We start from the raw sequence: 21,784 nt of genomic DNA, 5'->3' as shown, positions 1-21,784 counted from the left end.
CTCTTCGGACCGGAACTCACCGATGGCGCTTTCGCTTGTCGACAAACTGGTGGTCGCAATCTCGTCGCGCGCGCTGTTCGACTTCGAGGAAGAGAACCGCGTCTACGAGGCCGGCGACCTGAAGGCTTATGAAGCGTTGCAGCGCGAGCGCCTGAACGTGCCCGCGAAACCGGGCGTCGCGTTTCCGCTGATCCGCAAATTGCTTGCGCTGAACGCCGTCGGTCATCGCGTCGAAGTGGTGATCCTGTCGCGCAGCGATCCGATCAGCGGCCTGCGCGCGTTTCATTCGTGCCGCGAACACGGACTCGCGATCGAGCGCGGCGTGTTCACGCGCGGCCGCGCGCCGTTCGGTTATCTGAAGCCGCTGAATGCGTCGCTGTTTCTGTCGGCGAATCAGCAGGACGTGCGCGATGCGCTCGCCGCTGGCTTCCCTGCCGCACGCGTGTTGCCGGAATCGGCGAAAATGGCGAGCAAGTATCCGGACGAAATCCGCATTGCGTTCGACGGCGACGCGGTCTTGTTTTCCGACGAAGCGGAACGCATCTTCCAGAAAGACGGCCTGCGCGCGTTCGTCGGTCACGAGATCGACAACAAGCATCTGCCGCTTGCGGACGGTCCGCTCAAGCCGCTGCTCGAAGCGCTGCACCGGCTGCAAAAACTGGCGGACGAGGCCGCGCCGATGCGCATTCGCACGGCACTGGTAACAGCACGCTCGGCCCCCGCGCATGAGCGCGCGATCCGCACCCTGATGGCGTGGAACATCGAAATCGACGAAGCGATGTTCCTCGGCGGCCTCGACAAGAGCGCATTTCTGCGCGAGTTCGAGCCCGACTTTTTCTTCGACGACCAGATCGGCCACTGCGAATCGGCCCGCGTCGTAACGGCGACTGGGCACGTGCTGAGTGGCATCGTGAACGCATCATGACACCCGAACAATCCCCGCTCGGTAAGTCCTCGACTTACACCGAACAATACGATCCGACGCTGCTGTTTCCGATTGCGCGCAGCAATGCGCGCGAGGCGATCGGCATTACCGCGCGACTGCCGTTTTTCGGCACCGATATCTGGAACGCCTACGAGCTGTCGTGGCTGAATACACGCGGCAAACCGCAGATCGCGGTCGCGACGTTCTTCGTGCCGGCCGATTCGCCGAACATCGTTGAATCTAAGTCGTTCAAGCTGTATCTCGGCTCGTTCGCGCAGACCGCCTTCGAATCGGCCGAGAGCGTGCGCGACACGATCAAGCGCGACGTGTCCGCGTCGTGCGGCGCGACGGTGTCGGTGCAACTGCACACGCCGCACGAATTCGGCAAGCTGAAAATGGAAGAATTCGACGGCTTGTCGCTCGACCGGCTCGAACTCGAGGCGAGCATCTATCAGCCGGACGCGTCGCTTTTGTGCGCGGCGCACAACGAAGCGCCGGTCGAGGAAACGCTGTTCTCGAACCTGCTCAAGTCGAACTGCCCGGTGACCGGCCAGCCGGACTGGGGCAGCGTGCAGATCCACTACGCCGGCCCGCAGATCGATCACGCGGGCCTGCTGCGCTACATCATCTCGTACCGCAATCACACCGGCTTTCACGAGCAATGCGTCGAGCGGATCTTCGTCGATATCATGAAGATGTGCAAACCGCTGAAGCTCGCGGTGTATGCGCGCTACACGCGCCGCGGCGGGCTCGACATCAACCCGTTCCGCACCAACTACAACCTGCCGATGCCGGACAACATGCGGCTCGCGCGGCAGTAACGGTAAAGCACGGCGGTAAACGCAACGAGGGCGCCGCAGGCCATCACAGCCTGCGGCGCCCTCGTCACATGAAAGCCGTCAAAGCGCTCAGGCCGCCGGCTTCTTGTAAGCGACGCAATCCACCTCGACCTTGCAGTCGATCACCATCGACGACACTACGCACGCGCGCGCCGGCGGATTCTCGCCAAAATACTCGCGAAACACCTTATTGAACGACGCGAAGTCGCGCGGATCGTCGAGCCACACGCCGCAACGCACGACGTGTTCGGCGCCGTAGCCCGCTTCCTTCAGGATCGCGAACACGTTCTGGATCGCCTTGTGCGATTGCTCGACGATGCCGCCGTTGATCACTTCGCCGTTTTCCATCGGCGTCTGGCCCGACACGAACAGCCAGCCGTCCGCTTCGACCGCGCGCGCGAACGGCATCACCTGACCGCCCGTTCCCTTTCCGCCTTCCACGCCATATCGCTTCATCGTCACACTCCTTAAAAAGTCGGGCACGTGCGCGGCGCCCTCGCCGCGCGTGCCGCCATCAATCGATAAAAATCAGAACGCGCCCTGCGCATCGCCCTTCGACGGTGCGCCGCGCGTGACGAACCGGCCAGCCCTCTCGCCCGTCACCGCGCCGTCGCGATAGGACAGCACGCCGTTGACCCACACCGCGTCGATGCCGGCAGCGGGCTGCTGCGGCTTGTCGAAAGTCGCCAGGTCGAGCACTTTCGACGGATCGAACAGCACGAGGTCGGCGTGATAGCCGATGTGCACTTCGCCGCGCTGCGCGAGACCGAAGCGGCGCGCGGACAGGCTCGTCATTTTGCGCACCGCCTCTTCGAGCGGCAGCAGCGCGGCATCACGCGCATAGTGGCCGAGCACGCGCGGAAACGCGCCCCACAGCCGCGGATGCGGCAGCGGATCGTTCGGCAGGCCGTCCGAGCCGACCATCGTCGCCGGATGCGACAGGATGCGCCGCACGTCGTCTTCGGACATGTTGTGATAGACCGCGCCCGCCGGCTGCAGGCGCTTGCCCGCTTCCTGCTGCGAGACGCCCCACTCCGCCGCGACTTCGCTGATCAGCTTGCCGGCCATCTCCGGATGCGGCTCGGACCACGTGATCGTGATGTCGATGTCGCCCGTCACCTGCTTCAGATCGAGCGTCGACGAGCTGCGGTTGTACGGATAGCAGTCGCAACCGACCGGCTGCCCGCCGCGCGCGCCTTCGAGCGACTTCAGCACTTCGACGCTGCGTCCCCAGTTCGACGGCCCCGCGCACTTCAGATGCGAGATCACGACCGGCACGCGCGCATGCCGGCCGACGCGGTACGCCTCGTCCATCGCGTCGAGAATCGCGTCGAACTCGGTGCGCATGTGGGTTGTATAGAGCGCGCCCGCGGCGGCGAGCGGCTCGGCGAGCGCCATCACTTCCTCGGTCGGCGCGGCGAACGCCGAACCGTACGCGAGCCCCGAGCTCAAGCCCAGTGCGCCGTGCGCGAGCGCTTCCTCGAGCTGCGCGCACATGCGCTCGATTTCCTCGGCAGTCGCCGCGCGATCGAGCCGGTCCATCTGGTTATTGCGCAACGCCGTGTGGCCGATCAGCGCGCCGACGTTCACCGCCGGCCGCGCGGCGTTCACCGCGCTCACGTAGTCGGCGAAGGTCGGGTACTGGAACGCATCGCGCTCGCCGAGCAGGTTCATCGGATCGGGCGGATCGCCCTTCAGCGACACCGGCGATGCGCTGATGCCGCAATTGCCGACGATCACCGTCGTCACGCCTTGGGTGATCTTCGGCAGCATCTGCGGCGAGCGGATCACGTGCGTGTCGTCGTGCGTGTGCACGTCGATGAAGCCCGGCGCGAGCGCGCGCCCCTCGGCCTCGATCACCTCTTCGGCAAGCCAGTTCGACAGATTGCCGATCGCGGCGATGCGCCCGTCGCGGATCGCCACATCGCGCTCGACGGGCGGAGCGCCCGTGCCGTCATACAGTTGCGCGCCGACGATCAGCGTGTCGGCGGCTTCGGGATGCGAATGCATGGATCAATCTCCTAACGGTTGTCGATCGCCGCCGCCGCGGTGCGCGTCGAGCGCGTGCTTCATGCGGCGCAGCAATTCGCGGCTCTCGTCGCCCTGGCTGACGGCAAGTTCGGTGACGAGCACATCGAGCGCCATCATCATCGCGTAACGGGAAGACGACGGCTTGTAAATGAAGTCGGTTTCGAACGCGACGATCGGGATCAGCCAGTCGGCGAGCTTCGCCAGTGGCGACGCGGGCGCGGTCACCGCGACCACGGTCGCGCCGTAGCTGCGCGCGATCTTGCAGTTCTCGAGCATCTCGGGCACGCGTCCCGTGGTGGACAGCGCGATCACCACGCAGTCGCGCGACACCGTGCTCGCCACCATGCGCTGCAACAGTCCGTCCTGATAGGTCGCGACCGGGCGGCCGAGGCGCACGAGCCTGAAACGCATTTCGTCGGCGAGCGCGGTCGAGCCGCCGCCCATGCCGAACACGTAGATCATGCGCGCATTGCGCAGCGCGGCCGCCGCTTCGGCGAGCGGCGCCTGACGCAGCAGTTGATGATTGTGCGCGAGCGCGGTTTGCAGTTCGTCGAAGACGCGCGTGGCGATCGGCTCGGGTGCGTCACTTGCTGCGTCGCGCTCGAGAAAACGCTGACCGACCGCGGCCGCCTGCGCGAGCCGCAGCTTCAGCTCGCGCACGTCGCGGCAGCCAACCGCCTTCGCGAAGCGCGTGACGGTCGCGATGCTGACCTCGGCCTGCTGCGCGAGCGCGCCTATGCTCGCGCGCGACGCGCCGGTCAGATCGTCGAGGATCAGCGCGGCGACCTTGCGTTCGGCCGAGCGCAATTCCGGCGCACATTCGGCGATGCGCGCGACGATGTCGAAAGCGAGCGGTTCGGCGCTACTGTTCATGGCGGGCGGCGGGGTTCGCGGCACGGCTTTCGCGGCCCTTTCCGGCGGCCTTCGAAACCCGTGGTACTAAATAACATTTCTCCGGACATCGTACTTTCGGTAACATGGTAAAGTCAAATCTGATTCAATTTAACCGGACGATGGAGCACGGAGACATGAAAGTTACAAACTATCAGGGCGCGACGATTGATCCTTATAGCAAGGGCTTGGGCATGGTTCCGGGCACGAGCGTCCAGCTGAAGGACGCCGCGCGCCTCGAGTGGAACCTGCTTGCCGAAGACGTGAGCCTGCCGGCCGCCGTGCTGTACGAGGACCGCGTCGAGCACAACCTGAAGTGGATGCAGGCGTTCGTCGCCGAATACGGCGTCAAGCTCGCGCCGCACGGTAAGACCACGATGGCGCCGCAGCTGTTTCGCCGTCAGCTCGAAACCGGCGCGTGGGGTATCACGCTAGCCACCGCCCATCAGGTGCGCGCGGCGTATCACGGCGGCGTGTCGCGCGTCCTGATGGCGAATCAGCTGGTCGGCCGCCACAACATGATGATGATCGCCGAGCTACTCAGCGATCCGGATTTCGAATTCTTCTGCCTCGTCGATTCGGCCGAAGGGGTCGAGCAACTCGGCGAATTCTTCACCTCGGTGAAGAAGCCGCTGCAGGTGCTGCTCGAACTCGGCGTGCCGGGCGGGCGCACCGGCGTGCGCGATGAAGCGCAGCGCAACGCGGTGCTGGACGCGATCGCGCGCTATCCGGACGTGCTGAAGCTCGCGGGCGTCGAACTGTACGAGGGCGTGCTGAAGGAAGAAGCCGAAGTGCGCGCGTTCCTGCAAGGTGCGGTTGCAGTTACGCGCGAGCTAGTCGAGCAAGGACGTTTCGCGCGTTCGCCGGCGGTGTTATCCGGCGCAGGATCGGCGTGGTACGACGTGGTCGCGGAAGAATTCGCGCAGGCGACACAAACCGGCAAGGTCGAGGTCGTGCTGCGGCCCGGCTGCTACCTGACGCATGACGTCGGCATCTATCGCAAGGCGCAGACCGACATCTTCAAGCGCAATCCGGTCGCGAAGAAAATGGGCGAAGGCTTGCTGCCGGCGCTGCAATTGTGGGCGTACGTGCAGTCGATTCCCGAGCCGGATCGCGCGATCATCGGCCTCGGCAAACGCGACTCCGCGTTCGACGCGGGCATGCCGGAGCCGGCGCGCCACTATCGTCCGGGCAACGAGGCGCCGCGCGACATCGCCGCGAGCGAGGGCTGGGAGATCTTCGGTCTGATGGATCAGCACGCGTATCTGCGCATTCCCGCCGGCGCCGATCTGAAAGTGGGCGACATGATCGCGTTCGACATCTCGCATCCGTGCCTGACGTTCGACAAGTGGAAGCAGGTGCTGGTCCTCGATCCGCAGTATCGCGTGAAGGAAGTGATCGAGACGTTTTTCTGATTGGATTGGAGTGGATTGCGCCGTGCTGAAGCGCGGGCTTTCCGACGATAGAAAAAAGGCTGTGAGCCCAAGGGCGCACAGCCTTTTTGTCGTCGCAAGCGCAGAAAAGATCACACGCGTTGGGCCGCCTCGTCGCCGGCGGTTTCCTGGGCTGCTCCAGCGGCGCCGGCCGCTGCGCTCGCATTGGCCGCCACTTCGCCGATGCGCGTCTCCAGCATTTTCAGCGCGCTCGACAACGCCGCGAGCGCCTCATCCGGCAACCCTGCCATCGTGTCGTGCAAGAACGCCTGGCGACGCGGCAGGCTCGCTTCGGTCGCGTCGCGACCTGCTTCAGTGAGGCGCACGTTGGTCACGCGGTTATCGCGCGCATCCATGCTGCGGGCGATCCAGCCCAAGCTTTCGAGCGCCTTCAACTGCCGCGTCAGCGCGCCCGGATCGACGCGCAGCCGCTCGACGAGCCGCTTCTGCGACGACTCGCCGGCCTGCTCGTGCAGCGCGAGCAGAATGCGCCAGCGTGGCAGCGGATGACCCACCTGGGTCTCGAATGCCGACATGAATGCCCGATACGTGCGACCAAATTGCTGCATGACGGCGACGCGGTCCTGTTCTTCCATAATCTGCCTGTCCAACACCAAGTCAAAAAATCAGTCTGCGTGAATCACCGGCTCGAGCTTGCGCTGCAGCTTGACCGGCGGCACGCGGCGGCTTTGCCACACCGACACGACGGCTATCAGCGCGGCCATCGCGAGACCCAGATGAATCGCGCCGACCAGCGACTCGCGCGCGCTTTCGAGCAGCATCGCGCCGTTGTGGCCCGCGTGCGTCAGCTGGTTGACGAGCGTGGTCTGCGCATCGCGGTTGATCAGGATCTGCGGGTCGCCCAAATCGCCGAACCAGTGCGACGCGCCCGCGCCTTCGAGCGCACTGCGCACGCCGCTCTTGTACATATGGGTCACGAGCGTGCCGGTCAGCGCGGTGCCGATCATGCCGCCGATCATTCGCAGCGACTGCAGCAGCGCGGTCGCGATGCCGAGGTGTTCGCGGCCCGCGGTCTGCTGCGCGAAGATCGTCAGGTTCGGCATCACGAAACCGAGCCCGAGGCCGCCGACGACCATGAACGACATCAGCACCCATTGCTGCATCGAACGGGTCGCGACGACGATGCCAAGGCATGACAGCGCGACCATCGCAAAGCCGATGTACAGCATCAGGTTCGGATTCCGGATCCGCGACACGACGCGCCCGTTCGTGATGCTGCCGATCGTGATGAACACGACGAGCGGCGTGATCACTAGGCCCGCCTCTTTCGGCGACATGCCGAAGCCCCCCTGGAACAGCAGCGGTGCGTAAAACAGCAGCGAAAACATCGTGAAGCCGCCGAGCACCGCCAGCGTGAACAGCGCGGCAAGACTACGGTTGCGGAACATGTCGACGGGCAGAATCGCGGTGGGGCAACGCTTTTCCCATTTCCACAGCGCGATGGCCGACACGACGCTCAAGCCCAGCAGCGCGAACGCGCTCAGCGTGATGCCGCGCTTTGGCAGCAACTCGACGAACAGTTGCAGGGAGCCGAGCGCGATCGCGATCAACAGCGCGCCGGGCCAGTCGAGCCGCATCTTGCCTTCATGCTCGACGTGTCGCAGATGCGGCAGGAAACGCCAGACGAAAAACAGCGACAGGAGGCCTACCGGCAGATTCACGTAGAACACCGAACGCCAGCCGTAGTACTGCGTCAGAAAACCGCCGAGCGACGGCCCGACTGCATTGGCAATGCCGAACGCCGAGCTCATCAGCACCTGCCAGCGCAACCGCACGACGGAATCGGGGAACAGATCGGGAATGCACGCGAACGCGGTGCCGACCAGCATGCCGCCGCCAATGCCCTGCAAGCCGCGCGCGAGCACGAGAAACAGCATGTCGTTGGCCGCGCCGCACAGCACCGAGGCGCCGGTAAACACGACGATCGATGCGATCACGAACGGCTTGCGCCCGTAGTAATCGCCGAGCCGGCCGAAGATCGGCACGGTGATCACCGAGCTCAGCAGATACGAGGTGGCGACCCACGCGTACAGCTCGAAGCCCCGGAGCTCGGACACGATGGTGGGCAGCGCGGTGCCGACCACGGTCTGGTCGAGCGCGACCAGCATCGTGACGAACGAGATGCCGAGCATGGCCAGCAGGGATTCGCGGAATGGTAAGACTTGCCCACTCGAATGGTGGGCGGCGGTATGGACAGCCATTTTTGATGCAGCAAAAGTTGACGTGTCAAAAGATCGGAAATCATACCACGCTGCAACGCTCCACGCGGGACAGAACCCGTCTTGCAACGCGGTAGACTCACTTGCAGTACCCACGCCATGACATGCCAGGGAGGCTCATGCAGCCGAGTTCGCTCGCAGCACCATCCTTATCGGAGCAGGACCTCGCCGCGCTGCGGCGCGCCAAACATCAGCTCGAAAGCCCCGCGCTCGCAATGAAGCTCGCAAGCGTCGTCGGCGCGCCGATCGAAAAGCTGCTGTCGCGCATTCCGGCGTTCGCCAACGAAAAAGTGTCCGATGCGACGCAGGCCGCGTTGCGCAAATGTCTGTCAATCGCGCTGCGCACGCTCGGCCGGCGCGACGACGCCAGGCTGCTCGCACCCGACAAGCCGAACAACCTGCTGCACAAGTTCGCGGTCGCGACGACCGGTGCGGCCGGCGGCGCGTTTGGATTGCTCGCGCTGCCGGTCGAGCTGCCCGTCACGACAACGCTGATGTTCCGCTCGATCTGCGACATCGCGCGCAGCGAGGGCGAGGACCTGACCTCGGTCGACACGCAGCTGCAATGCCTGACCGTGCTCGGCATGGGCGGCACCTCGAGCGAGGACGACGACGCCGACCTCGGCTACTTCTTCATGCGCGGCGCGCTCGCGCAGGCGGTGTCGAAGGCGTCGTCCGAGGTGGCCAGCAAGGGCTTCACGGCCCACGGCTCGGCGGCTCTGTTGCGGCTCATCAACGCGATCGCCGCGCGCTTTTCGGTGCAGGTCAGCGAGCAGATCGCGGCCAAATCGATTCCGGCGATCGGCGCGGTGCTCGGCGCGATGGTCAACACCGTGTTTATCGATCATTTCCAGCAGGTGGCGCACGGGCATTTCACCGTGCGGCGGCTCGAGCGGCAATATGGCCAGCAAACGATCGAAGCCGTCTATCGGACGCTCGACATCACGCTCGACGCCTGAGCCCTGTTCGCGGCGCGGCTCGTCGCGCGTCGCACGAAGGCGGCCGCGCGATCGAGCGCTCGGTTCGCCTCCGGCATGAACGGCGCGAACATCGGCCACACGTGCGGCAGGTTTTTCCACACCTCGCATTCGCAATCGACTCCTGCCGCGTGCGCGTTGTCGGCGACGCGGCGCGTGTCGTCGAGCAGCACCTCGGTGCTGCCCGCCTGCAGGAACAGCGGCGGCAGACCGTGCAGGTCCGCATAGACCGGCGACGCGTACGGATGGGTGGGCGACGCGTCGCCCAGATAGACCTTGGCCGCGCGCTCGATCGAGGCGCCGCAGAACATCGGATCGACGCTGTCGTTGGTGCGCAGGCTCGCGCCGGTGGTCGCCAGATCGGTCCACGGCGAGAACAGCAGGCCGCCCGCGGGCATCGGCGCGCCGGCGTCGCGCAGCGCAACCAGCGTGGCGAGCGCGAGACCGCCGCCGGCCGAGTCGCCGGCGATCACGATCGAGCTGGGTGCGATGCCCATCGCGAGCAACTGGCGATAGGCGGCGGTGGCGTCGTCGAGCGCCGCTGGAAAGCGGTGCTCTGGCGCGAGGCGGTAGTCGAGCGAGAAAAGCCGCGCGTCGGCGCGAGTCGCGAGAGCGAAGGTCAGCGACCGGTGCGTGCGCGGCGAGCAGAAGTAGTAGCCGCCGCCGTGGCAATACAGCACCGTGGGCTCCGCGCCGCCGGCCGTGCCGCCGTCCACGCGCTCCAGCCATTCGCCGACGAGCGGCGCGTCGCCTGCGCGATACGTTTCGCGCAGATGCCAGCCGCGCGGCACGCGTGGCGACCACACGCGCTTCGAGGTCAGCGCGCGCGCCCGTTCGACGTTGATAGACGGTTTGAGGGTTTCGGGCCGGAACTGCCTGCGCAAATACCAGCACGCGAGCGCGCTTTGCCAGCTCATCGGGACATGCTCCTTCGCTGAAGTCCCGTCATGGTACGTGGGTTGGCAGGGGGCCATTGGTTTGGCGGGTTCCAATCGCGTGACGGTGATCGAGGCCACGGCACACGCGCCCGGCCAACGCGAGGCCCATGCCTAGTTCGCTGGCAACACCTGTCCGCGAATTTCGCCCGTCGGATTCTGTGCGGTGTGAACATTGAAGTACCACTGCCCCGCCATCAGATCCGTGACCTGCTGCTCGGTCAGCTTCACCGTGCCTTTGATCGGACTCGCGAGCCCATTCTTCTCGATCGGCACCTGGACCTTCGCATTCTGGCCGACCGGCGCGGGACCGTGGAAATGCGCGGCGGTGACCGGACCGCTCAAGCCCTCGTAAGTCACAGTCCACTGCAGCGATTGGGTGGACGTGTCGAAGGTCGCATTCAGCATGCCATGCCCGTGACTCACACGCGGCGGCACTTCGCTCGACGGCTGGAGATTCGCCTTCAGCGCAACCGTATCCGCAAAAGCAGCGCTCGATCCAAGCGCCCACAACACTATGGCCAGATTAAATTTTCGCTGCCAAATCATGGTCTTCTCCGGACATTGACGCGCCGCCGCGGCGCCGTGTCGGCCGTGCGGAGCTTCCACATACTAGTGCAAATCATATGGAGTCGACTGGAATGAAGGCCTGCAGAGACGTAATGCGAAATGGCTTTAGTCGATTTAATCGAAAATATAATTGCGCGTTTCGTAATAAATAAATGATGTCATTCCTGGTATGCTTCGACTCGCGAGAAGTGACTCCTTCATCGAAGGACGTCTCCAAACCTTTAACGCGGCTTCGGCCGCGTTTTTTTTCGTCCTGATTTGGGTTGCCGCCGTTTGAATCGCCTGGGTATTTGCGCGAGGTTCCGGCGTATCGTTCGCTACGCGAGCAAAGTGGCCTGCTGTTCGATGCCATCGAGCATCGCCTCGCATTGTCGAATTAGCGCATACCCCTCGTCACGCACCTGCTGCGGCGACTTCGCGGCAATGACGCGGCGATAGGCTTCGAGCGCCTGTACGAGCGGCGGATACTGCAGCACGCTCGCCGCCCCCATCACCCGGTGCAGCCACTCGTGCACCCGCCCCATGTCCGCGCGTTCGAGTAACGTCGCCAGCGCGTCGATGTCGTCGCGCATCGACGAGACGAATGAATCTAGCAACGCCTTGACCGTCGACTCGCTTCCCCATAACTGCGTCATGCGCGCGAGGTCGATGGGCACGAACGGTTCAGCATCGACAGGTTGTGTGGCCTGCCGCTCGCCGGCCGACGCAGTCGAGACGCGATCGGAAGTTTCCGCCGGCGCGGGGGGCCACTCGGCGTCAGTGCCAAACCAGCGGCTCAGGTGGTCGCGCAGCGTGGCGAGCCGGGTCGGCTTGATCAGAGTGTCGTCCATGCCGGCTTCGCGGCACAGACTCAGGTCACCGGGCGCGGTATTGGCCGTGATGCCGAGTATCGGCAGATGCTGCGCGCCGCCGTGCAGTGCCTCCGCTTCTCGGATACGACGGGTCAGTTCGTAACCGGAAAGGTTCGGCATATGTCGTCCGTGATCAGACAGCCATAGCTCGTGCGCTCCAGCGCGGCGAGCGCTTCGGCGCCGTCGTTGGTGACGTCGCACGCGAACCCCAGCAGGGTGAGCTGATGACGGATCAACTCCTGATTGACTGGATGATCTTCCGCGACAAGAATCAGCCGCCCGTTCGCGAGCGCGCGTTCGCGATCAGGCGGCGGCGCGATGCCATCGGTCGTGAACGGCGCACCCACCACGCGCGACGGCATCGGGGCAATCGACGGCAGCCCCGTAGTCGCGGCCGCACACGCGGCGCCGAGGCCGCGCCACGAAATCGGATTGATGCTGACGCGCACCTTGCCGTCGAGGATGCGGTAACCGCTCGGCTTTGGTTTTTCGGTCAGCGTGACGATGCGCGCATTCGTGCCGATATGTGCCGGCAACGTGACGTCCTCGGCGACGAACAGCAGATCCGCGCGGCTCAGCACGTCGCTTTTGCCCAGCGTCGCCGCATCGGCCGAGAGGCTGCGCAGTTCGAGCCCGAGCGCCTTGCCGAAGTGTGCGAGGGCCCGGCCGATGCGTCGATCTCGCGTGACCACTACGCCGAGTTTGCCGCGCAGACCGTTGATCGGATAGCACTGTTCGACGATCGGCATCGTCAGCCGCACGATCATGCTCGTGCCGTGGCCGGGTTCGCTGTGCAGCGTGAGCGTGCCGTTCATCAGGTCGATCAGCTTGCGGCAGATCGTCAGCCCCAGGCCCGTGCCGCCGAAGCGCCGCGTGGTGGACGACTCAGCCTGCACGAACGGCTCGAATAGCCCCGCCTGCACATCGGGCGCGATGCCGATGCCGGTGTCCCGAACGGTCAGTTCCAGCGTCTGCGAATCCGCGCAATCTTCGACGACCGCTACGCTGACACCCACCTCGCCCTTCGGCGTGAACTTGATCGCATTGCCGAGCAGGTTGAACAGAATCTGGCGCAGACGCACGCTGTCGCCACGGAGCGTCGCAGCGGCGTCGCTCGCGATGTCGACGCGCACTTTCAGCCCTTTTTCGTGAGCGCGCCCGGCGAGCAGGCCCACCGCGTTATCGACGAGCTCGCGGAGATCGATCGGCTCGGCTTCGAGCGTGAGCCGACCCGCCTCGATCTTCGAATAGTCGAGCAAATCATCGAGAATCTGCAGCAGCGCGCCCGCCGACTCGTGGATCATGCCGAGCATTTCGCTCTGGTCGGTACTGAGCGGCGTGCGTTCGAGCACTTCGACGAGACCGAGCACGCCGTTCATCGGGGTGCGGATTTCGTGGCTCATCATCGCGAAGAAGTTGTCCTTCGCGCGCGAGGCCGCCTCGGCCAGATCGCGAGCTCGCGCGAGTTCCTCCGAACGCGCACGCTCGACGCTCGCGTCGACCCAATAGCCGCTCCACAGGACACCGCCATCGGCATCGCGCCGCGGCACCAGCTCGGCCCGCACCCACTTGAGTTGACCGGCGCTTTCGACGCGGAACTCCATATGCACCGGAGAGGTACAGATCGCAGAACGCTCGAGCTCGGCGAGAACGAGCGGCCGATCCAGCTCCGATATGCGCTGGAAGTCGACTCGCGCCCCGCCCTGCGAATCGCTGTCGCCGAGCAGATGTCGCGCGTCGCCGCCGATGTACGGGAAGGAATAGGCACCGGCCGGCGAGCGCCGCATCTGGAACACGACGGCCGGCAACGAGCGCGTGACGTCGAACAGGCGCCGTTCGGTTTCGCGCGCGCGCATTTCGGCGCGCCGGATGTCCGTGATATCGACCATCGTGCCGAGCACGTACGCCGGCTGTCCATCGTCGCCTTCACAGACGCTCGTCCAGAAAATCCCATGCCGCGCCTCGCCAGCACCGTCCTCGAACTGCAGTTCGACTTTAGCGATGCCGCCGCCGCGCAGGAGCTCGCGCGTCATGTCGTCGAGCACGCGGCTGTTTGCGTCGCCCCATGTGCCGACCTCGGCCGTCGTACGCCCGAGCACGTCCTTCCGCTCCAGCCCACACGCTTTCTCATAGGCCTCGTTGATCGCGATGTACCGTCCGTCCAGGCCTTTCGCGATGAGCGGATACGGCACCGTCTTCATCATCGTTTCCTGGAAGTTCAATTGCAGTGCGAGTTCGCGCTCGGTCTGCTTGCGCAGCCGGACTTCGCGTTGCAGCAGCACATACGCGCGCAACGTGACCAGCAGCACGACGCCGATGCCGATCAGCACCGGCAGCAACCGCACCGCAGTCACGCTCCACATCGCGTTGTCCGGCGCGGCGGGGCTCACCCACTTGCGCCGGATGCGTTGCTTTTCGGCTGCCGGCATGGCCTGCAACGCGCGATCGATCAGCTTGACGAGCGGGCTCAGATCCTCGCGTACAGCAAAATATAACGAGTCGGATTCACCGAGCGAGTCGAGCACCCTGAGTGCGCCTGTGTAATGCTGCCGGATTTGCACGTTGATCGCGGCAGCGTTGCCGACCAGTACGTCGGCCTCGCCGCTCGCGACCATGCGCATCGCCTCGCCCAGGCTCGCCGCGACGACGATGTGATCGACCGGCACCGCCCCCAACGCGAGCGGCACCGAACCGGCTACGTGCGGCGACATTACGACGCGGCACGACGTGATGTCGTCGAACCAGCATGGAGTGGGCACGCCGCTGCGTCCGACGATCACCAGCGGATCGCTCTCGTATACGCGACTATGGTCGGCGCCCACGAGAAGCGCCCCGCGACTCGATGTGAAGGACAGCATCGCGAGCTCGCCGCGCTGGAACGCGTCGACGGTAGCGGCCCAGTCGGCCGTGCGCGCGCGGTTGAACACCACACCGAGCGTGCTGCTCAGGTATGCGAGGTAATCGGCGGTCAGACCGACGGGGCGACCGGCGGCGTCAACATAGCTGAACGGGGCCCAGTCGTCGTCGAAGCCGATCTGCAACGGCGGCAGCGAACGCAGCCAGTTCTTTTCTTCCGGCGTTAGCGCGAAGCGTGCTGCACCCGTCGCAGGCGCCGCGTTGAAGTTGCCGGACAGCCAGAGCGCGCGTATCGCGGCAGCCTCGGCGGGATTCATCGACACGAGCGCGCGGTTCAGTTGATCGCGCAAGGCAAGCTGGCGGGGCGATACCGCAAAGCGCAGGTCGAGCGCTTTGCCGCCTTGCTCGAACGCTACGCGCAGATTGCGATACGCGTCGGTCGCCAGTTCGTATTGCACGACCGGCGTGAAGCCGAAATAGGCGTCGGCATCGCCATGCAGTACCGCGTTCAGTGCTTCGTGCGTGCTCGAGAACGAGACGATCTTCGCGCGAGGAAAACCGGCGCGCAACAAACGCTCACGCGCAAAACCGCGCTCGATCGCAATACGCGCGCCAACGAGGTCGGTGGGTTTCATATACCGGGCATCGTCGCGACGCACGACAGCCGACGCGAACGAGTGGAAGTAGGGAGCCGTAAAGCCGAGGCAGCGCTCGCGCTGCGGCGTGCGCGCTATGCTGGTCAGCAGGTCGACCTCGCCGGCGCAAGCCGCGGCGACCAGTTTGGCCATGTCGGGAAAGCTCTTCGTCTCGATGACGACGTTCGGCCCCACGAGCGCGCGCAACAGGTCGCCGCTGACGCCGGCGAGCTGGCCACCTCGCGGGATGTCGAACGGCGGCCAGCCACCTTCGAGTATGCCCACGGTCAGTTTGGAAGGAAATGCAATGGGTGGCCAAGCGGAAGCATCGGCTCGTACGGTGGAGATGACGGGTGACTCTGACGCAGCGCCGGCAGGCGCGGCCATGCAGACCGCATGCGAAGCCGCCAGCAGACATAACGCCAGCCAACGCATCATTGAGTGGCGCGGCGAGCGCTGCCGCAGACACCGCAACAAACGCCGCAGCCCCAACGTCAGCGTCACCTCGCCTTGAAAACTCGCATCGATCGGAAGTGGTGAGTAGCGTCCCCCGCTCACGAAACGTCACCCTGTCCGTCCAATGACACCGCGGACGAATCAACTCGACCGTCCAGAAACGAAAACAGCACGCCAGCCGCGATTGCGCCGGCCAACGGCGCGGCCCAGAACAGCCACAACTGGTCCAGCGCCCAGTTGCCGACGAACACTGCCTGCGCTGTCGAACGGGCGGGATTGACCGCTCCATTGGTAACCGGAATGGACACCAGGTAGACGAGCATCAGACATGCGCCGGTGATGAACGGCGCAACCGTTGCCAACTCTTTTCGAACGACGACCAGCAGGCAGGTCCCGACAAACACGAACGACAGCACGACTTCCACGACGAGCGCGGAATGCAATGGATAGTCAGCGGGCGAATGAGCGCCGAAACCGTTCGCCGCGAATTCACTCGCGGCGAGTTCGAAACCTGGCCGGCCACTGGCGAGGTAGGCGAGAAGCGCCGCGGCGACTATCGCGCCGCCGATTTGCGCGGCGATATAGGGCAACAGGTCACGCACCGGAAAGCGCTGCGCGATGGTCAGACCGATGGTGACGGCAGGATTGAAATGCGCGCCGGAGATCTTGACGAAGGCATAGCTGCCAGTAGCGAGTGCAAGCCCGAACGCCAACGACATCTGCAGGGCGCCACTAGCCTGCGATATGCCCGTGGTATCCAACACCGTACTGCCGCAGCCGACGAACACGAGCCATGCCGTACCCACTCCCTCGCTCCACAATCGCTTGCCTAGCGCAACCATCTCTACCCCATCCGTCAAGTACGAGGCACAGACTCCGAACGATCGCGCGAAGATGTCTGCACCGGATTCCCTTGATCCGTTGCTAATCGGATCACGAACTAGCCATAGCGGCAGTTGCGGCGCAAGGCGCGCAATGACCGGCGGCGGCCAGGATTATTAGGGGCTCCCGCAAGCCATGCCAATCAGATAAGTCTGATAAGGACTACATCAAAGCCGTCGCAAGCAAGAAGATATGACCATCGCGCCGTCTCATATCAGCCCAATCTGAGTGGCGTAGTTGATCAGGTCAGCTTCTGTTTCCAGTCCGAGCTTGCGCATCGCGCTGCGTTTTTGCGTGCTGATGGTTTTGTCGCTACGTCGCAGACGTGTGGCGATCTCGTGCACCGCGAGGCCTCGCACGTAGAGTTGAAACACCTCCCACTCGCGTGCGCTCATCGCACCGCCGCGCCGGGGCGAAGTAGGCTCCGCGGCCGCGAGTGCGGCACGAACCTGTTCCGATAGATGGGTGCCTCCGGCGGCAACGGCTTCGATCGCGTCGATCAATGCGTCCACAGCGTCGCGCTTGTCGACGATTCCAGTCACGCCGATATTGCGCAAGCCGGCCAATACATGCGCGCGCCCAATCATGGTCAGCACGACCACGTGGGGATGCGGCGTGCGCCGAAGCAGCCGACGCAATAGCGGCACCGCGCTGGTATCTCCGTCGAGTCCCGGCATGCCGATGTCCGACACGACGACGTCGCACGCGCAGGCTTCGAGCAGCTTCGCGAGACCACGGGTGTCGGCAGCTTCGCCAACAATCTCGATATTCGGCCTGTCGCGCAGCAGCGATCGGACACCCGCGCGAACGGAGTCGTGATCGTCCGCCACGACGACGTGAATCTTGTTTGTCATTCTGTTCCGTGACTTTTTTATGGTGTCGATCGGCATACCGCACGAAATGTGTCTCCCCGGTTATGCCGATCTATTCGCCGCGCCCATGCGCGGCAGGTTGCCGCCCAGTTAGCGGACCTGACCAAGCCGGTCTGGCACTACTCCGTACTCGACTGCGAAGCGAAACAGTTCGGCGTCGCTATTCAGCGACAGCTTGCGCATGGCCATGCACTTCTGCGCGCTGATCGTCTTCACACTGCGTCCCAACCGCAGGGCGATTTCCGTGACGCAGAGCCCTGACGCGTACTGCGTAAATACCTCGAACTCGCGGCGGGACAGGGTGGCGCGCACGAAGTCGAGACGTTGCGTCAGCGTTACGTCGGCCAGCATGGCGCGCACCGCCGGACCGACATAACACTCGCGCGCCAGCGCCATGACCAGCGCCACATGGATCAGATCGATACGATCACGCTTGCTCAGCAGCCCATCCACGCCCAGCGACATCACCTTGCGCAGCGTCGCCGCTTCCGTTTCCATTGTCAGGATGACGAGCGCCACGTTGGGATAGCGCGCCTTCAACTGCCTGACGATGTCGAACCGGTTTTCGTTGTTCCCTCCTGGCATGTAAAGATCCATCAGCACGAGATCGCAGGGACAGCGATCGACTTCGATCAACAGTTCGGCGACATCCGCCGCACGGCCAACCACCTTCAGGTTGGGGTAGTTGCCAATCAGATTTTCTATAGCCAGTAGAACCAGCGGATGATCGTCCGCAATGATCGTTCGAACAGGCGTGCCTGATGCAGCCATGAGGTTCATCTTCTGGCGCTCCTCGATACTTTCATTTCTCGACACCCTGTTATGTATGACCGGCGCTCACGCAATGGTCGAGCATTTCTTTTGCGACAAACATCAGAGCGCTCTGAAATGAACCGAACGACGGCGCGCCCGATGCTTAGTTTTCTGGTTCTAGGAGGAGCGAGCCGCAGGCGCGCACACAGGAAAAGAGCGCGGGGTCGTCGGTCACGCCCAATCGCGCCATCGCTTCACGCTTTTGCCGACTCACCGTGCGGCGATGGCAGCCGAGCGCCGCCGCGATCTGCACGATGGACTCGCCGCTCACGAGTCTGCGCACGATGTCGGTCTGCCGCTTCGACAACAGCAGTGCCGACACGAACCGACCGTTGTCCGGCTGCGAACGCTCGAGCGTTTCGACCACCGAGCGGCCCAGGTAGCGCGCGCCGCGCACACTGTCGCAGACGGCTCGCGGCAGTTCCTCGAGCGAATCGGCTTTGCCGACCACGCTGACTGCGGCATCGGCGGCGACGACGCGCAACATCGCGGCATTCGTCTGCCCGGTCACGACGACGACGCGCAATGACGGCCACTCGCCACGAATGCGCTGGATCAGGCCGAGTCCGTCGCAAATCTCGCCGGCGGGCTCCGGCATGGAAAGATCGACGACGAGCACGTCGCACGGTGTGTGCTGCAGCAACGCGATCAACGCGGTGGGCGTCTGCGCCTGACCGACGACAGTCAGACCTTCGTGCGCCTCCAGCGTCCATTTCAGGCCAAGCAGGACGAACGGATGATCGTCCGCCAGAATGATTCGAAGATTTGTCACGATTAGTCTCGCTCGTTATCGGAATGGTCGGAATGCGTGTGGGGGTGGCTGTGCAGGCGGCAGGCGTCGACCTTCGCCGCGTCAATCAAGCGACGTGCCGAAAAAGCCATCTCATCACCCTCGCAAATTCACGACAATCGGAGCGTTCCTAATCCGGTTGACTGATTGGGATAATTTATAGTTCTACCGAGCAATATGCGCACCGTTATTCGAATCGAATCAAAACCAATTCCGAAACGCAAAGCGGGCGCCGTTCACATCATCTCTCACGCCGCATCGCAAGCACGCGTCGCGCGCATCGCACGCGTCGACGCGGCGCGCGGAAACACTGGCAACGCGAGCAACGCGCACGCGCTCGCCACGGTCCACACCAGCGGCCATGCTCCGATGGACAGCAGCGCCGGAATCGCGAGCGGCGTCACGAACAGCGTGAGGAACACGCAGGTGTTGCCCATCGCGAGCGCGGTGCCCGCGCGGCGCGTACCGGCGAGCGACGCGAGTTCGGTGAACGCGACGCCGTGCCACGCCGACGCGCTAACTCCGCCGAACACGATCATCAGCGCGAACAGCGCGACCGTCCCGGCGCGATGCATGCCGACGAGCCCGGTCGCGAGCGCGAGCAGCACGAACAGCACGGCGGTCAACAGACTGCAGGCCCGCATATACGCGCGACGGTTGCCGCGCCGGTCGGTCCACGCGCCGCTCCAGACCCGCGCGACCGCGGCGCCGGTCTGCACCGCGGCCATCGTCACGCTGATCGCGAACACGCCGGCACGCCCGAAGTCGTGCAGGAACACCGTGCCGAACGTGATCACGGCAATCTGCGGCACGCACAGCGCGCCCGCGCCGAGCGCGACGCGCCAGATTGCGATGTCGCGCAGTGGCGAACGCGTCGCCAGCGGCGCGCCGACGTTCGAAGCGTCTGCGCCGCGCCCGCTGGCCGCCGCTGCGCCGGCCGTCGCAGTCGCCTGCGCGGGCTCGTGAAGCCAGCGCCACGCGAACCACGCGGTGATCGCGCATGCCAGCGCCAGCACCGCATAAGCGCTCGCAAAACCGAAGTGCGAGGCGAGCACCGGCAGCACCAACGCACCGAGTCCACCGCCCGCCGGCACGGCGGTTTGCCGGATGCTCATCGCGAGACCGCGCTCGCCTTCGCGAAACCACGCCATCACGGCTCGGCCGCTCGATCCGTTGACGCTGCCGCCCAGCAATCCGACCAGCAGCAGCCCGAGCGCGAGCGGAACGATGCCGGGCACCTGCGCGTCGCCCGGCGACACGAACAGCGCGAGACCGGCGAGCGCGGCCGCGGTCGACAGCAAGCCGAGCAGCAGCACGCGACGATCGCCCCAACGGTCGGTCAGCAGTCCCCACGGCAACTCGCTGACCGCAATGCCGAGCCCGAGCATGCCGAGCACGAGGCCGAGCCCGTGGTTGCCGAGGTGGTAGTCCGAGCGCAGGAACACTGCCGTCGTCGGAATTCCCGAAAATGCCGCCGAAAAGCTCGCATTCGCGGCAAAGCCCACGCCCAGCACCTTCCAGCGATGCCGCGCGCCGCGCTCGCCGGTGCCGCGCGACGCTGTCATAGATCCGTTTTCCATCACACCCTCCGCATGTATTCGGGGGTATGCTACGGCTGGGCATTCCATCGGAAAAGCCGGAAATTCAGATCATCACCATCGGAAAAACCGAATCATGAGCCAGCGTGGTTTCGACCTTGCGCAGTTGCGGACCTTCGTCGCCGTCGCCGAATCGGGCGGAGTGTCGGCGGGCGCCGAGCGCGTGTTCCTGTCACAGTCGTCGGTAAGCGAGCAGCTGAAAAAGCTCGAGGAGCGCGCCGGCCAGCCGCTCCTCGTGCGCGGCCGCCAGGGTGTGAATCCGACACCCGCGGGCGAGCGTCTGCTCGAGCACGCGCGCCGCATCATCGCGATGAGCGAAGCGGCCTTCGACGACCTGCAAGGCCGCTCGCTCGACGGCGAGCTGCGCATCGCAATCACCGATTACTACCGCCCGCACGACATCGCGCGCATCCTCAAGACGTTTTCGGAACAGCATCCGCGGCTGAAGCTGCACGTGACGGTGCTGCCGAGCGCGGTGATCGACAGCGGCGCGGACGATCACGCGTCGTTCGACATCGGTTTGTCGGCGCGGCTCGTCATCGGCCAGCCGCGCGCACGCGGCGCCGGTGCCGGTGCGGGTGCCGGTGCCGCGAGCATCGTCGTGCGGCGCGAAAAGCTGCTATGGGCCAGCTGCGCCGATGCCCCCACCCGCCCCGCCACACCGTATCAACTAGTGCTGCTGCCGACGACCTGTCAGCTGCAGCGCTTCGTCGTCAAGCTGCTCGACGAACACAAGGTAGCGTACGTGGTGTCGCATTCGGCGTCGGGCGTCGCGGGGCTGCAGCTCGCCTTGAAGGCGGGGCTGGGGATTTCCTGTCTGAACGAGTCGTCGCTCGGCGGCGGCGTGGTCGCGTGCGCCGCGAACATCGGCTTGCCGCCGCTGCCCGCCATCGAGTTTCATCTGTTGCCGCGGCGTCCGGGCGAAAGCGAACTGGTCAGCAATGCACGTGATGCGCTCGTGCGACTCTTCGCATGAAGCCACGGCCGTTTGCGCAAAACGTGAAACCACACGAATGAGACTAGACCCCGGCACAAATAAAATTCACAGCAAAATTTATGGATCGACATCAGCTGATCACATTAACCTGATGCATTGACATCGATAAGCCGAGGCGCAACAAAATCCACCGCGCCGGAACGCCTGTTTACCTTTGTATTCTCTATTGACGCATGCAACGAATTGTTGCACG

17 protein-coding genes and 1 pseudogene are annotated in these 21,784 nt (G+C 64.7%); 5 read left to right on the top strand and 13 right to left on the bottom strand.

The window, feature by feature from the left end:
• The first annotated feature begins 22 nt into the window (after window positions 1-22).
• Complete coding sequence (locus tag AB3X95_RS23445; RefSeq protein ID WP_176125028.1) at window positions 23-925, top strand: 5'-nucleotidase; 903 nt, start codon at window positions 23-25, stop codon at window positions 923-925.
• Window positions 922-1,746: an NADPH-dependent 7-cyano-7-deazaguanine reductase QueF gene (gene queF, locus AB3X95_RS23440; protein WP_176125029.1), complete on the top strand. Its 825-nt coding sequence runs from the start codon at window positions 922-924 to the stop codon at window positions 1,744-1,746. The genes AB3X95_RS23445 and queF overlap by 4 nt, the downstream gene beginning before the upstream one ends.
• An 87-nt stretch (window positions 1,747-1,833) precedes the next feature.
• Here the strand turns inward: queF and AB3X95_RS23435 are convergent, their stop codons facing one another.
• From AB3X95_RS23435 to AB3X95_RS23425, 3 genes are all read right to left on the bottom strand, one after another.
• Window positions 1,834-2,220, bottom strand: a complete 387-nt coding sequence (locus tag AB3X95_RS23435) for a RidA family protein (RefSeq protein ID WP_008923846.1) — start codon at window positions 2,218-2,220, stop codon at window positions 1,834-1,836.
• 72 nt (window positions 2,221-2,292) lie between these two features.
• The gene (locus AB3X95_RS23430; protein ID WP_184226038.1) at window positions 2,293-3,774 is read right to left on the bottom strand and encodes an amidohydrolase family protein; all 1,482 of its coding nucleotides are present in this window, start codon (window positions 3,772-3,774) and stop codon (window positions 2,293-2,295) included.
• Between the two features lie 3 nt (window positions 3,775-3,777).
• A complete protein-coding gene (locus AB3X95_RS23425; protein WP_176125031.1) occupies window positions 3,778-4,668 on the bottom strand; it encodes a MurR/RpiR family transcriptional regulator in 891 nt (296 codons plus the stop codon).
• A gap of 155 nt (window positions 4,669-4,823) precedes the next feature.
• Here AB3X95_RS23425 and AB3X95_RS23420 point away from each other — a divergent pair, with 155 nt between their 5' ends.
• Window positions 4,824-6,101 carry an amino acid deaminase gene (locus AB3X95_RS23420; protein ID WP_176125032.1) on the top strand — a complete coding sequence of 426 codons (1,278 nt, stop codon included), beginning with the start codon at window positions 4,824-4,826 and terminating at the stop codon, window positions 6,099-6,101.
• Window positions 6,102-6,211: 110 nt separating this feature from the next.
• On the opposite strand, the gene AB3X95_RS23415 is transcribed toward AB3X95_RS23420, so the two are convergent.
• Complete coding sequence (locus AB3X95_RS23415; RefSeq protein ID WP_176125033.1) at window positions 6,212-6,715, bottom strand: MarR family winged helix-turn-helix transcriptional regulator; 504 nt, start codon at window positions 6,713-6,715, stop codon at window positions 6,212-6,214.
• 30 nt (window positions 6,716-6,745) lie between these two features.
• Window positions 6,746-8,341, bottom strand: a complete 1,596-nt coding sequence (locus tag AB3X95_RS23410) for an MDR family MFS transporter (RefSeq protein WP_368622670.1) — start codon at window positions 8,339-8,341, stop codon at window positions 6,746-6,748.
• A 137-nt stretch (window positions 8,342-8,478) separates the two neighbouring features.
• Between AB3X95_RS23410 and AB3X95_RS23405 the strand changes: the two genes are divergently transcribed.
• The gene (locus tag AB3X95_RS23405; RefSeq protein ID WP_176109587.1) at window positions 8,479-9,318 is read left to right on the top strand and encodes an EcsC family protein; all 840 of its coding nucleotides are present in this window, start codon (window positions 8,479-8,481) and stop codon (window positions 9,316-9,318) included.
• On the opposite strand, the gene AB3X95_RS23400 is transcribed toward AB3X95_RS23405, so the two are convergent.
• The 8 genes and pseudogenes from AB3X95_RS23400 to AB3X95_RS23365 all read right to left on the bottom strand — a co-directional run bounded on the left by AB3X95_RS23400 (window position 9,285) and on the right by AB3X95_RS23365 (window position 20,576).
• Window positions 9,285-10,253: an alpha/beta hydrolase gene (locus tag AB3X95_RS23400; RefSeq protein ID WP_176125036.1), complete on the bottom strand. Its 969-nt coding sequence runs from the start codon at window positions 10,251-10,253 to the stop codon at window positions 9,285-9,287. The two genes, AB3X95_RS23405 and AB3X95_RS23400, sit on opposite strands and share 34 nt — an antisense overlap.
• A 132-nt stretch (window positions 10,254-10,385) precedes the next feature.
• Window positions 10,386-10,820, bottom strand: a complete 435-nt coding sequence (locus AB3X95_RS23395; RefSeq protein ID WP_176125037.1) for a CHRD domain-containing protein — start codon at window positions 10,818-10,820, stop codon at window positions 10,386-10,388.
• A gap of 338 nt (window positions 10,821-11,158) precedes the next feature.
• Window positions 11,159-15,621: pseudogene (locus AB3X95_RS23390) on the bottom strand (transporter substrate-binding domain-containing protein).
• Window positions 15,622-15,737: 116 nt separating this feature from the next.
• Window positions 15,738-16,481, bottom strand: coding sequence for an aquaporin Z (gene aqpZ / locus AB3X95_RS23385; RefSeq protein WP_176368408.1), 744 nt, complete (start codon window positions 16,479-16,481; stop codon window positions 15,738-15,740).
• A gap of 249 nt (window positions 16,482-16,730) precedes the next feature.
• Window positions 16,731-17,375 (bottom strand): response regulator, encoded by a 645-nt coding sequence (locus AB3X95_RS23380; RefSeq protein WP_368622669.1) that lies wholly within the window; start codon window positions 17,373-17,375, stop codon window positions 16,731-16,733.
• Between the two features lie 108 nt (window positions 17,376-17,483).
• Complete coding sequence (locus AB3X95_RS23375; protein WP_176125040.1) at window positions 17,484-18,173, bottom strand: response regulator transcription factor; 690 nt, start codon at window positions 18,171-18,173, stop codon at window positions 17,484-17,486.
• Between the two features lie 136 nt (window positions 18,174-18,309).
• Complete coding sequence (locus AB3X95_RS23370; RefSeq protein WP_176125041.1) at window positions 18,310-18,978, bottom strand: response regulator transcription factor; 669 nt, start codon at window positions 18,976-18,978, stop codon at window positions 18,310-18,312.
• Window positions 18,979-19,244: 266 nt separating this feature from the next.
• On the bottom strand, window positions 19,245-20,576 hold the full coding sequence (locus AB3X95_RS23365) for an MFS transporter (protein WP_368622668.1): 1,332 nt from the start codon (window positions 20,574-20,576) through the stop codon (window positions 19,245-19,247).
• 94 nt (window positions 20,577-20,670) lie between these two features.
• Here AB3X95_RS23365 and AB3X95_RS23360 point away from each other — a divergent pair, with 94 nt between their 5' ends.
• Window positions 20,671-21,570 (top strand): LysR family transcriptional regulator, encoded by a 900-nt coding sequence (locus tag AB3X95_RS23360; RefSeq protein ID WP_368622667.1) that lies wholly within the window; start codon window positions 20,671-20,673, stop codon window positions 21,568-21,570.
• Window positions 21,571-21,784 lie beyond the last annotated feature (214 nt).

Origin of the sequence: Paraburkholderia sp. BR13444 (genome assembly GCF_040948755.1) — a bacterium.
Taxonomy (GTDB): domain Bacteria; phylum Pseudomonadota; class Gammaproteobacteria; order Burkholderiales; family Burkholderiaceae; genus Paraburkholderia; species Paraburkholderia youngii.
The sequence above is the reverse complement of the archived record's forward strand: the minus strand, read 5'-3'. Positions and strand labels throughout refer to the sequence as shown.

What these genes read in the sequence shown, in the direction of transcription:
- AB3X95_RS23445 (WP_176125028.1), top strand. Translation starts at nt 23, where the DNA reads ATGGCGCTTTCGCTTGTCGACAAACTGGTGGTCGCAATCTCGTCGCGC.
- aqpZ (WP_176368408.1), bottom strand. Translation starts at nt 16,481, where the DNA reads ATGGTTGCGCTAGGCAAGCGATTGTGGAGCGAGGGAGTGGGTACGGCA.
- AB3X95_RS23420 (WP_176125032.1), top strand. Translation starts at nt 4,824, where the DNA reads ATGAAAGTTACAAACTATCAGGGCGCGACGATTGATCCTTATAGCAAG.
- AB3X95_RS23425 (WP_176125031.1), bottom strand. Translation starts at nt 4,668, where the DNA reads ATGAACAGTAGCGCCGAACCGCTCGCTTTCGACATCGTCGCGCGCATC.
- queF (WP_176125029.1), top strand. Translation starts at nt 922, where the DNA reads ATGACACCCGAACAATCCCCGCTCGGTAAGTCCTCGACTTACACCGAA.
- AB3X95_RS23375 (WP_176125040.1), bottom strand. Translation starts at nt 18,173, where the DNA reads ATGAACCTCATGGCTGCATCAGGCACGCCTGTTCGAACGATCATTGCG.
- AB3X95_RS23360 (WP_368622667.1), top strand. Translation starts at nt 20,671, where the DNA reads ATGAGCCAGCGTGGTTTCGACCTTGCGCAGTTGCGGACCTTCGTCGCC.
- AB3X95_RS23380 (WP_368622669.1), bottom strand. Translation starts at nt 17,375, where the DNA reads ATGACAAACAAGATTCACGTCGTCGTGGCGGACGATCACGACTCCGTT.
- AB3X95_RS23400 (WP_176125036.1), bottom strand. Translation starts at nt 10,253, where the DNA reads ATGAGCTGGCAAAGCGCGCTCGCGTGCTGGTATTTGCGCAGGCAGTTC.
- AB3X95_RS23435 (WP_008923846.1), bottom strand. Translation starts at nt 2,220, where the DNA reads ATGAAGCGATATGGCGTGGAAGGCGGAAAGGGAACGGGCGGTCAGGTG.
- AB3X95_RS23415 (WP_176125033.1), bottom strand. Translation starts at nt 6,715, where the DNA reads ATGGAAGAACAGGACCGCGTCGCCGTCATGCAGCAATTTGGTCGCACG.
- AB3X95_RS23405 (WP_176109587.1), top strand. Translation starts at nt 8,479, where the DNA reads ATGCAGCCGAGTTCGCTCGCAGCACCATCCTTATCGGAGCAGGACCTC.
- AB3X95_RS23395 (WP_176125037.1), bottom strand. Translation starts at nt 10,820, where the DNA reads ATGATTTGGCAGCGAAAATTTAATCTGGCCATAGTGTTGTGGGCGCTT.
- AB3X95_RS23430 (WP_184226038.1), bottom strand. Translation starts at nt 3,774, where the DNA reads ATGCATTCGCATCCCGAAGCCGCCGACACGCTGATCGTCGGCGCGCAA.
- AB3X95_RS23365 (WP_368622668.1), bottom strand. Translation starts at nt 20,576, where the DNA reads ATGGAAAACGGATCTATGACAGCGTCGCGCGGCACCGGCGAGCGCGGC.
- AB3X95_RS23410 (WP_368622670.1), bottom strand. Translation starts at nt 8,341, where the DNA reads ATGGCTGTCCATACCGCCGCCCACCATTCGAGTGGGCAAGTCTTACCA.